Source organism: Bradyrhizobium sp. (genome assembly GCF_019242285.1).
Classification (GTDB): domain Bacteria; phylum Pseudomonadota; class Alphaproteobacteria; order Rhizobiales; family Xanthobacteraceae; genus Bradyrhizobium.
The window spans coordinates 1-10,160 of sequence record NZ_JAFAVV010000279.1 but is presented as its reverse complement, the minus strand read 5'-3'; the positions used below and the strand labels follow the sequence as shown (position 1 = coordinate 10,160).

10 protein-coding genes and 1 pseudogene are annotated in these 10,160 nt (G+C 65.6%); 5 read left to right on the top strand and 6 right to left on the bottom strand.

From position 1 onward, the window contains the following. Both ppk1 and ppx read left to right on the top strand, forming a co-directional pair. The coding region (gene ppk1, locus JOY90_RS10765) for a polyphosphate kinase 1 (protein ID WP_291691115.1) at window positions 1-1,291 on the top strand (1,291 nt) is incomplete at its 5' end. Between the two features lie 15 nt (window positions 1,292-1,306). Then, window positions 1,307-2,812 carry an exopolyphosphatase gene (gene ppx, locus JOY90_RS10760; RefSeq protein WP_291691114.1) on the top strand — a complete coding sequence of 502 codons (1,506 nt, stop codon included), beginning with the start codon at window positions 1,307-1,309 and terminating at the stop codon, window positions 2,810-2,812. A gap of 20 nt (window positions 2,813-2,832) precedes the next feature. On the opposite strand, the gene JOY90_RS10755 is transcribed toward ppx, so the two are convergent. From JOY90_RS10755 to ndk, 3 genes are all read right to left on the bottom strand, one after another. Next, the gene (locus JOY90_RS10755; RefSeq protein ID WP_291691113.1) at window positions 2,833-4,305 is read right to left on the bottom strand and encodes a bifunctional diguanylate cyclase/phosphodiesterase; all 1,473 of its coding nucleotides are present in this window, start codon (window positions 4,303-4,305) and stop codon (window positions 2,833-2,835) included. A gap of 79 nt (window positions 4,306-4,384) precedes the next feature. Further along, window positions 4,385-5,221: a TerC family protein gene (locus JOY90_RS10750; protein ID WP_291691117.1), complete on the bottom strand. Its 837-nt coding sequence runs from the start codon at window positions 5,219-5,221 to the stop codon at window positions 4,385-4,387. A 62-nt stretch (window positions 5,222-5,283) separates the two neighbouring features. Then, window positions 5,284-5,706: a nucleoside-diphosphate kinase gene (gene ndk / locus JOY90_RS10745; protein WP_291691112.1), complete on the bottom strand. Its 423-nt coding sequence runs from the start codon at window positions 5,704-5,706 to the stop codon at window positions 5,284-5,286. 275 nt (window positions 5,707-5,981) lie between these two features. Between ndk and JOY90_RS10740 the strand changes: the two genes are divergently transcribed. From JOY90_RS10740 to JOY90_RS10730, 3 genes are all read left to right on the top strand, one after another. Next, window positions 5,982-6,254 carry a sulfur globule protein precursor gene (locus tag JOY90_RS10740; protein WP_291691111.1) on the top strand — a complete coding sequence of 91 codons (273 nt, stop codon included), beginning with the start codon at window positions 5,982-5,984 and terminating at the stop codon, window positions 6,252-6,254. A gap of 165 nt (window positions 6,255-6,419) precedes the next feature. Further along, the gene (locus JOY90_RS10735) at window positions 6,420-6,617 is read left to right on the top strand and encodes a hypothetical protein (protein ID WP_291691110.1); all 198 of its coding nucleotides are present in this window, start codon (window positions 6,420-6,422) and stop codon (window positions 6,615-6,617) included. A gap of 41 nt (window positions 6,618-6,658) precedes the next feature. Continuing rightward, window positions 6,659-8,518 (top strand): ABC-F family ATP-binding cassette domain-containing protein, encoded by a 1,860-nt coding sequence (locus JOY90_RS10730; RefSeq protein ID WP_291691109.1) that lies wholly within the window; start codon window positions 6,659-6,661, stop codon window positions 8,516-8,518. 23 nt (window positions 8,519-8,541) lie between these two features. Here JOY90_RS10730 and JOY90_RS10725 read toward each other — a convergent pair whose 3' ends face one another. The 3 genes and pseudogenes from JOY90_RS10725 to JOY90_RS10715 all read right to left on the bottom strand — a co-directional run. Next, window positions 8,542-9,051 (bottom strand): hypothetical protein, encoded by a 510-nt coding sequence (locus tag JOY90_RS10725; RefSeq protein WP_291691116.1) that lies wholly within the window; start codon window positions 9,049-9,051, stop codon window positions 8,542-8,544. A gap of 177 nt (window positions 9,052-9,228) precedes the next feature. Then, window positions 9,229-9,681 (bottom strand): DNA polymerase III subunit chi, encoded by a 453-nt coding sequence (locus JOY90_RS10720; protein ID WP_291691108.1) that lies wholly within the window; start codon window positions 9,679-9,681, stop codon window positions 9,229-9,231. Continuing rightward, window positions 9,678-10,160, bottom strand: a pseudogene (locus tag JOY90_RS10715) (leucyl aminopeptidase); the annotation flags it as partial. The gene JOY90_RS10720 and the pseudogene JOY90_RS10715, both read right to left, overlap by 4 nt.

Here is a 10,160-nt window from a genome sequence, read left to right as displayed (position 1 = left end):
CGACGACGAGATGCTGCTGGTCGACGGCGTGCTGGCGATGAACGAGCTGTCGCAGCTCACCCGGCTCGACCGCCCCGACCTCGAATTTGCGCCCTACGTGCCGCGCCATCCCGAGCGGGTCCGCGACCATGGCGGCGACATCTTCGCCGCGATCCGCCAGAAGGACCTGATCGTCCATCACCCCTACGAATCCTTCGACGTCGTGGTGCAGTTCCTGCAGCAGGCGGCGCGCGATCCGGACGTGGTGGCGATCAAGCAGACGCTGTACCGCACCTCCAACAACTCGCCGATCGTGCGCACGCTGGCGGAAGCCGCCGAGGCCGGCAAATCGGTCACCGCGCTGATCGAGCTGAAAGCCCGCTTCGACGAGGAAGCCAACATCCGCTGGGCGCGCGATCTCGAGCGCGCCGGCGTGCAGGTGGTCTACGGCTTTCTCGAGCTGAAGACGCATGCCAAGCTGTCGCTGATCGTCCGGCGCGAGGGCGGCAGCCTCATCAGTTACGTTCATACCGGCACCGGCAACTACCATCCGGTGACCGCGCGCATCTACACCGATCTCTCCTACTTCACCTCCGATCCGATCATCGGTCGCGACGCGGCGCGCGTGTTCAACTACATCACCGGCTATGCCGAGCCGATCGACATCGAGAAGATGGCGGTGAGCCCGCTGACGCTGCGCAAGCGCATCATCGAGCATATCCGCGGCGAGACCAACCATGCCCGCCACGACAAGCCCGGCGTGATCTGGATGAAGATGAACTCGCTGGTCGACCCCGACATCATCGACGCGCTGTACGAGGCGTCGCAGGCCGGCGTCTCGATCGAGCTGGTCGTTCGCGGCATCTGCTGCCTGCGACCCGGGCTGCCCGGACTTTCCGAGAACATCAGGGTGAAATCGGTGATCGGTCGCTTCCTGGAGCATGGCCGGATCTATTGCTTCGGCATGGGACAGGGCTTGCCGAGCGCGAAAGCGGCTGTGTATATCTCGTCGGCTGACATGATGCCGCGCAACCTCGACCGCCGCGTCGAGGTGCTGTGCCCGTTGCAGAATCCGACGGTGCATCAGCAGGTTCTCGAACAGATCATGGTCGCGAACCTGAAGGACAACGAGCAGAGCTGGCAGTTGTTGCCGGATGGGTCCTCGACGCGTATGAAGGCCGCGAAAGGCGAAGAAGCGTTCAATCTTCACAACTATTTCATGACCAATCCGAGTCTCTCAGGCCGTGGAAAGTCGCTCAAGGAATCCTCGCCACGGCGTCTCACGCGGCGGACCGAACGTCACCATTCCTGACGGGGGCTCCTCGTGGTGAAGCGGTCGCGCAGGCGCGCGCCGCCCAGCGTCGCCGTGATCGACATCGGCTCGAATTCGGTCCGTCTCGTCGTATATCAACAGTTGGAGCGGAGTCTCGTCTCCATCTTCAACGAGAAGACGTTGTGCGGGCTCGGCCGCGAGGTGCAGAGCACGGGCCTGCTCGCACCCGACGGCGTCGACAAGGCGCTGACGTCGCTGCGTCGGTTTCGCGCGCTGTGCAGGATTCAGAGGGTCGGACGCGTGCACGCGATCGCCACCGCCGCCTGTCGCGACGCGTCCAACGGTCCCGACTTCATCGCCAGGGCGGAGCGCATCTGCGGCGTTCCGATCGAGATCCTGTCCGGGCAACGGGAGGCGCAGCTCGCCGCGCTCGGGGTCGTCTCCGGCATCCACCAGCCCGACGGCATCGTCGGCGATCTCGGCGGCGGCTCGCTCGAATTGGTCGACGTGCGCGGCCATCGGGTGCATGGCGGGGTGACGCTGCCGCTCGGCAGCCTGGCGCTGCAGGACCTCTCGCACAAATCGCTGAAGCGCGCCGAGCGCATCGTGGAGAACGAACTTGCAGGCGTCACCCGCCTCAAATTCGGCCGCGGCCGCACCTTCTACGCGGTCGGCGGCACATGGCGGGCGCTCGCCCGCATCCATATCATCCAGAGCAAATATCCGCTCAAGGTCATGCACGGCTATGCGATCCCCGCGGCCGACGCACTGGATTTCGTGCAACGGCTGCGGCGCCTCGCCGCCGCCGGCACGCTCGCGAATCTCGAATCGGTGACCGACGCACGGCGGCCGCTGTTGAGCTACGCAGCGCTGGTGCTCGAATACATCATCCGCGACGCGCGGCCGAAGACCATCGTATTCTCGACCTTCGGCGTGCGCGAAGGACTGCTGTACTCGATGCTGCCGGAAACGGAGCGGGCCAAGGATGGCCTGATCTGCGCCGCGCAGACGCTGAACCAGCTCCTGTCGCGCTCGGCGCGGCACGCCCAGGAGCTGATCGGGTGGACCGACCGCCTGGTGCGGGTCGTGCATCGGCGCGAGACCGAGGAGGAGCGGCGGTTGCGCCACGTCGCATGCCTGGTGTCCGACATCGCCTGGCGCGTTCATCCGGATCATCGCGGCGAGCAGACGCTGGAGCTCATCATCAACGGCAATTTCGGCTCGATCACCCATCAGGGCCGCTGCTTCGTCGCACTGTCGGTGTTCTACCGCTACGCCGGGCTCAGCGAGGAGAATCACCCGCCGGAGGTGATCCAGGCTCAGGTGACGACGCATCTGTTGGACCGCGCCCGCGTGCTCGGGGCGGCGTTCCGGGTGGCGCATCTGATCACTGCCGCTCGTCCCGGCGTGCTGCCGGCGACGCATTTCCGCACCCAGAACCGCAAGCTGATGCTGGTGTTCGAGCATCAGATGGTCGATCTCGTCGCCGACCGCGTCGGCAGTCGCTTCAAGCAGCTCGCGCGCCTCGTCGGCCGCTCGGGATCGATCGTCCGCCGCTGAGCTTCGAGGAGCGGCGAACGTCAGCCCGCCATCTCGGCGCTGCGCGCCGGGCCCGGCAGCCCGATCAGGTCGGCATAGGTTTCGATCGGCTGCGGCCGGCCGATCAGATAGCCCTGCACCTCGTCGCAATGCTCCATCCTGAGGAATTCGAGCTGCGCGGCGGTCTCCACGCCCTCCGCCAGCACCGGCAGGCCGAGCCCGTGCGCGAGGCCGACCACGGCGCGAATGATGGCACGCGATTGCATGCTCTCGTCGAGCTGATCGACGAAGCTCTTGTCGACCTTGATCTTGTCGAACTGGAACGCCTGAACGTAGCGCAGCGACGAATAGCCTGTCCCGAAATCGTCCACCGCGATGCTGACGCCGAGCGCCTTCAACCGCCGCAGGATCGCGATGGCACGATCGAAGTCGTTCATCAGCACGCCCTCGGTGATCTCGAGCTCCAGCCGATTGGCCGGCAGGCCGGTTTCCAGCAGAATCGACAGCACCAGCGCCGGCAGATCGCTGTAGTGGAACTGCACCGGCGAGAGGTTGATCGCGACCACCAGCGGCTTCGGCCAGGACGCGGCCTGGCGGCACGCCTCCTTCATCACCCACGCGCCGATCGGGATGATCATGCCGTTCTCTTCCGCGAGCGGAATGAAGGTGTTGGGCGCGATCCGCCCGCGCCTTCCATGCTCCCAGCGCAACAGCGCCTCGAAGCCGATGATCTCGCCGCCGATCCGCGCCAAAGGCTGGTAGAACAGCCGCAGCTCGTTGCGCTCGATCGCCGAGCCGAGCTCCTGCTGCAACGCGACCCGTTCGCGCTGCTCGCGATCGACTTCCGCCTCGAAGAATCGGAGCGAGCCGCGGCCGTCGCGCTTGGCATGCGCCAGCGCCGCTTCGGCATTGATCATCAATGCCTGCACGTCAGAGCCGTCCTGCGGGTAGATCGCAATGCCGACGCTGAGCGCCGTCCGGATCACGTGGCTGTCGATGTCGAAGCCGTCGAAGACGGTTTCCTGGACCCGCTTGGCGAGCTGCTCGCTCGCGTCCGGCTGCGCGCCCTCGGTCACGATGACGCTGAAATCGTCGCTGCCGAGCCGGGCAATGAACGCGCTCCCGGCCGCCGATTGCAGCCGGCCCGAGAGCTTGCGCAGCAGATTGTCGGCAACCGCGTGGCCGAAAACCTCGTTCACCTCCTTGAAGCGATCGAAATCGATGCAGAGGAGGGCGAATTGCGACTTGCTGGCGCTGGCTTCGTCGATCACCTGGGCCAGCCGTTCGCTGAAGGCGAGCCGGTTGGGCAGGCCGGTCAGCGGGTCATGGCGCTCGGCCTTCCGTTTGGCATCGTCGAGCGCCCTGGACAGAAACTCGATCGAATGGTGCGCCTCATCGCGATCACGCTCGGCCCGCGCGTAGGTTTGCTCGACCAGCCGCTGCAGGACATCCAGCTTCACCTCGCCATTGGACGACGTGGCTTGCGCCAGTTGCCTTGCAAATAGTTGAGCCATTGCCGCTACCGTTCGACCGTCGGGCCGGACGATAGGTGCGCAAGCGATACTATTGAATTAACTCATCCCGTCCGGAAAATTACGGGGACGCCGTCTTGGACGCGCCGTGCCCTCCGTGCGCCATCCGGCGCGAGCGCCAGATCGAGCCCGCCACCAGCACCACGAGCGCTCCGAGAAAGGAAACGACGGCTTCGACCAGCTCGGTGTCCAGACTGAAATGCGGCGCCACGCCGAAGAGCGCCGAGGTGGCGTCGACCTTGAGCTCGATCTGGCCGTCCAGGAGCTGATGCAGGAACGGCTGCGCCGCCGGATCGCTCGCGATCACGTCGCCGGCGATCCAGCCGAGCAGCATGGCCCCGAGCCAGACCAGCAATGGAAAACGGTCGAGCACCAGCATGATCAACGCTGCGCCGGCAATGATCATGGGAATGCTGATGGCGAGCCCCAGGATCAGCAGCGGCAGCTCGCCATGGGCCGCGGCCGCAACCGCGATCACGTTGTCGAGGCTCATGATGATATCGGCGACCACCACGATGCGTACGGCATGCCACAGCGTGGTACCGGCGGCGACCTCGTCGGCCTCGTCCTCCGGCACCAGCAGCTTCGCGGCGATCACGATCAGCGCGAGCCCGCCGACGAGCTTCAGGTAGGGCAGCGACATCAGCGTCGCGACGATACCGGTGAACACGATCAGGAGAATGACCGCGATGCCGGCGCCGATCACCATGCCCCAGAGCCGGTGCCGGCCATGCAGGCCGCGGCAGGCCATCGCGATCACCAGTGCATTGTCGCCCGACAACAGCACATTGATCCAGATGATCTTGCCGACCGCGAGCCAGAACGCGGGCTTGTGGATGTCGGCGTGAAGCTGGCCGAAAAAGCCAGCGACATCGACGGGGTCAGCGATCTGCGCCAGCCAGATCACAGCCTGTTCCCTCGCCCCGCTGCCGCGCCTGCTGATCGGCCGAACGGCCTCGATCAGCCAACGATCTCGTTGCCTGAGAAGAACTGGGCGATCTCGATGGCGGCCGTCTCCGGCGCGTCCGAGCCGTGCACCGAGTTCTCGCCGATCGACTTCGCATGCACTTTGCGGATCGTTCCATCGGCCGCCTTGGCGGGATCGGTCGCGCCCATCACATCGCGGTATTTCAACACCGCACCTTCGCCTTGCAGAACCTGCACCACAACGGGTCCTGAGGTCATGAATTCCACCAGCTCGCCGAAGAACGGGCGCGCCTTGTGGACGGCGTAAAAGGTCTCGGCCTGCTCGCGCGTCAGGCGGACGCGCTTCTGCGCCACGATGCGCAGGCCCGCCTTCTCGATGATCGCGTTGACCGCGCCGGTCAGATTGCGCGCGGTCGCGTCCGGCTTGATAATCGAGAAAGTGCGTTCAATCGCCATGATCGTCGTCCCCGGAGTGCAGTGTTGCTGGAAGTTGCGGCGCTTATATCGGCGCCGTCTGCGAACGGCAAGCGACCCATGAGGCCGGAAAGCCCGGCCAAAACGCGGGCAATTACAACAATTTCACCAAGGTGAACCCAAACTGCAGACGCCGTCCCGGCGCCATTCAGCTTGGCCGGGCTAGCCTGTCAATCGACCGAACGCCCCCCGTTTTCGTCCGGAGGCTTGAGGCCAGAACCGATGGCGCTGACCGCGCCGAACTTCAAGGAGTGATCATGTTTCGCAAACTCTCGCTTGTTGCGGTTGCCGCGATCTCGCTCGGCGCGGCGGCCCTGGCGCCGAGCCCTGCCGCCGCCTGGGGCGGCTGGCATGGCGGTTGGCACCCCGGCTGGCATGGCGGCTACTACCATGCCTGGTACCGTCCCTGGGGTTGGGGACCCCGCTATTATGCCTCCCCCGTCTATTACGGCTACGGTGGTTGCTATGTGCGGCGGGTGGTTCCAACGCCCTGGGGACCCCGCTGGCGGCTCGTGAACCGCTGCTACTGAGCGATCCTAACTTCCCGAACGAAGCCGAGCCCCGGCCCCCGCGCCGGGGCTTTTCCATTGAGAAATCCGAAAGACGGGCCAACCGCCGGACCGGAAACAAAATCCGACCTCGCGACTTGATAGGGCGTCACTCTCCTGAAGATGGAATAGCAGCGGAAACTCGCCATGAGCGGCCCCTTCGCCAACACCAGCGAATCGATCGACGGCAAGACCAGCCGGTCGATCCGTGACGCCGTGGGCGAACGGCTGCAGCAGGATTTGCGGCCCCAGACATTGGCGCCCTCGCCCTACCTGCAACGACTGCTGGAGGAAATGCGCAGGCGGGACCGCGAGGCCGAGGCGAAGCGGCAATTTCGCCCATAAAGCGGTTGCGTTTGCCGTCGAGCGCGGTGACAAAGCCGTCCATGCTCGTCATGACAGACCTGTCCATCCGCCTCGCGGGGCGGCTTCTGATCGACCAGAGTTCCGTGCAGATCGCCCCCGGCGCACGCGTCGGGCTGGTCGGCCGCAATGGAACCGGCAAATCGACGCTGTTCAAGGCGATTCGCGGCGAGCTCGCCACCGAGACCGGCACGATCACCATTCCGCCGCGCTGGCGGCTCGGCAGCCTGGCGCAGGAAGCCCCGGACGGACCCGAGAGCCTGATCGAGGTGGTGCTCAAGGCCGATCTTGAGCGTGATGCCCTGTTGCGCGAAGCCGACGAGGTCCATGATCCGGACCGAATCGCCGAAATCCAGACCCGGCTGGTCGACATCGACGCCCATTCCGCGCCGGCGCGGGCGGCGGCGATCCTGAGCGGCCTCGGCTTCTCGGTCGAGGAGCAGGCGCGGCCGGTCCAGGAATTCTCCGGCGGATGGCGCATGCGGGTCGCGCTTGCCGCGACGCTGTTCGCGGCGCCCGATCTGCTGCTGCTCGACGAGCCCACCAACTATCTCGATCTGGAAGGCACGCTCTGGCTGGAGGATCATCTGGCCAGCTATCCCCGCACCGTGATCGTGATCAGCCACGACCGCGACCTCCTGGAAACCTCGGTCGACCAGATCCTGCATCTCGAGCGCGGCAAGCTCACGCTCTATCGCGGCGGCTACTCCTCCTTCGAGGAGCAGCGGGCGACCCGCGCCATGCTCGACGCCAAGCATGCCAAGCGACAGGAGGCCGAGCGCAAGCGCCTCCAGGCTTTCGTCGACCGCTTCAAGGCCAAGGCCTCCAAGGCGCGCCAGGCCCAGTCGCGGGTGAAAATGCTGGAGAGGATGAAGCCGGTCACCGCGCTGGTGACGGAGGAGGTGCGCGAGATCAGTTTTCCGCCGCCCGAGAAGCTGTTGTCGCCGCCGATCATCGCCGTCGACGGCGTCACGGTGGGTTATGATCCCCAGGACCCGGTGCTGAGACGCGTGACCCTGCGGATCGACAATGACGACCGCGTAGCGCTGCTCGGCGCCAACGGCAATGGCAAGTCGACCCTGGTCAAGCTGCTCGCCAACCGGCTGAAACCGTTCTCGGGATCGGTCACGCGCGCGGAAAAACTCTCGATCGCCTATTTCGCCCAGCACCAGCTCGACGAATTGAACGAGCAGGCTTCCGCCTACGATCACATCCGCAAGCTGATGGGCGATGCGCCCGAAGCCAAGGTCCGTGGCCGTGCCGGCGCGATCGGATTTTCCGGCAAGGCCGCCGACACCGCGGTCGGCAGCCTGTCAGGCGGCGAGAAGGCCCGGCTGCTGCTCGGTCTTGCGACCTTCTTCGGTCCCAACATGATCATCCTGGACGAGCCCACCAACCATCTCGACATCGACAGCCGCGCCGCGCTTGCCGAGGCGATCAACGAGTATCCCGGCGCGGTGATCATGGTCTCCCACGATCGCTATCTGATCGAGGCCTGCGCCGACCGGCTCTGGGTCGTGGCCGATCATGCGGTCAAGCCGTTCGACGGCGATCTCGACGACTACCAGCGCGCGGTGCTCACCTCGCGAAGCCAGCGCCAGGCACCGCGCGAAGTAGACAACAACGGCCACGACCAGCCGGAGCGCAAGACGGTGAAGCGCGCACCGTTGAAGCAGAAAATCTCGCAGGCCGAGGCGGAGATCGAGCGCATCAGCGGCATCATCGCCAAGATCGATACCGCGCTGGCCCTCCCCGACATTTTCAGCCGCGATCCGAAACAAGCCGCGCAGCTCACCAAGGCCCGCGCAAGCGCGGCGGTCGCGTTGCAGCGCGCCGAGGAGGCGTGGCTGGAGGCAAGCGCCGAGGAGGAAGCGGCGAGCTGAGGGCGCGGCGCGAGGCGGCCACCTCAGGTCGCCGTGTGCGGCTTCCTGCCCTTGGACTTCACGGCCTTTGGCTGCACAGGCGGTGGCGGCGTCCCCTCGATCGCGCTCAGTCGTCCGCCGGTGAACGTGTAGATGCCCGCGCGCGGACCTTGCGACCAGGTGACGACCGCGACCCGCTCGCCGCCCGGATTGCTGGAAATGCTGACATTGTTCGGAGCGCCGATGCCACGCACGACGTCGCATTCGGTGTGACCGAGCGCCACCGTTCCAGTCCGCACCGGCGGCGAGGCGGCCGGCCCATCCGTCAATGCATTGGCATCAGCCGGATTGCCGGCGGCGACCATGCCGGGGCAGCCGCCATCGGCGCTGACCAGATCCTCTGCGGTGACGGGCTTGTCAGGCGTGAGCGGCGGCGTGTCGATCGAAATATTCCTGATGAACAACCGGCCCGGGCGCGAGAACCATTCGGTGTCCTTCGATATCAGATCGCTTGCGCCGGAGCAGCCGGCAACCGCGGGCGCGAGCGCCAGCAATGCCAACAGCCGTCCTCGAATCTTGCTTGTGTCCCGCACGATGAATCGCGTTCCCCACACCGGTGCCTGACGGACTGTCCGACCACCACTTTGCGGCACCAACGTGGCCGCTTGCCGCCGGTCATTCCCTACCACGAAACAGCATCAAGATCGGCCGTGTACCGGACGAAGGTACCGCTAGTCCCTCCGCCGCCACCGCCCCTGCTCGTCGGCCTGCCAATAGGTGACATCGAATCCGCGCGATTTGCAATCGGTCCAGGCAAGGCGAGCCGCCGCGAGTGCTTCCGCGTCCTCGCCGTTGAAGATCAGCACCATCCTTTCGTAGGATGATGAATCTTCCGGCAAGGGTGCGTTGTCGACCAGGAACCTGACCGTCGCGCGATTCGGATTGCCCTCCTCTACCGCGAGGATGATCGGCTGATCGCCGGCGTCGGCCACCCGCCAGGTCGCATGGGGCAGGAACGAATCGTCGCGATAGGTCCATAAATGCGCGTCGAGCGCGTCGGCTCGCTCCGGCGAGGTGGACTGCACGACCACCCGCCAGCCGCGCTCGACGGATTTCTCGAGCAAAGGCGGCAGCACGTTCTCGAGCGACATGTTCCGGAGATGGTAGAACAGGACTTCGGTCATCTCTCGTAATACTCGGCGACCAGCCGCTCCAGCAGGCGAACGCCATAGCCGGAGCCCCAGCTCTGATTGATTTCGGTCTTTGGCGCGCCCATCGCCGTTCCCGCGATGTCGAGATGCGCCCAGGGGATGCCGTCCACGAATCGCTGCAGGAATTGAGCGGCCGTGATCGACCCGCCATGCCGGCCGCCGGTGTTCTTCATGTCGGCGAACTGCGAATCGATCAGCTTGTCGTATTCGGGCGCGAGCGGCATGCGCCAGACCTTCTCCCCGGTGTCGAGCCCGACCTTGATCAGCCGCTCCGCCAATTCGTCATTGTTGGAGAACAGGCCGGCGTGCTCGGTCCCGAGCGCCACCATGATCGCACCGGTCAGGGTGGCGAGGTCGATCATGAATTTCGGCTTGAGCTTCTTTGCCACATACCAGAGCATATCGGCCAGCACCAGGCGGCCCTCGGCGTCGGTGTTGATGATCTCGATGGT

Bases quoted from the DNA above. Each gene is read 5' to 3' on its own strand.
- JOY90_RS10755 (WP_291691113.1), bottom strand. From the start codon at position 4,305: ATGGCTCAACTATTTGCAAGGCAACTGGCGCAAGCCACGTCGTCCAAT.
- ndk (WP_291691112.1), bottom strand. From the start codon at position 5,706: ATGGCGATTGAACGCACTTTCTCGATTATCAAGCCGGACGCGACCGCG.
- JOY90_RS10740 (WP_291691111.1), top strand. From the start codon at position 5,982: ATGTTTCGCAAACTCTCGCTTGTTGCGGTTGCCGCGATCTCGCTCGGC.
- JOY90_RS10735 (WP_291691110.1), top strand. From the start codon at position 6,420: ATGAGCGGCCCCTTCGCCAACACCAGCGAATCGATCGACGGCAAGACC.
- JOY90_RS10730 (WP_291691109.1), top strand. From the start codon at position 6,659: ATGCTCGTCATGACAGACCTGTCCATCCGCCTCGCGGGGCGGCTTCTG.
- JOY90_RS10720 (WP_291691108.1), bottom strand. From the start codon at position 9,681: ATGACCGAAGTCCTGTTCTACCATCTCCGGAACATGTCGCTCGAGAAC.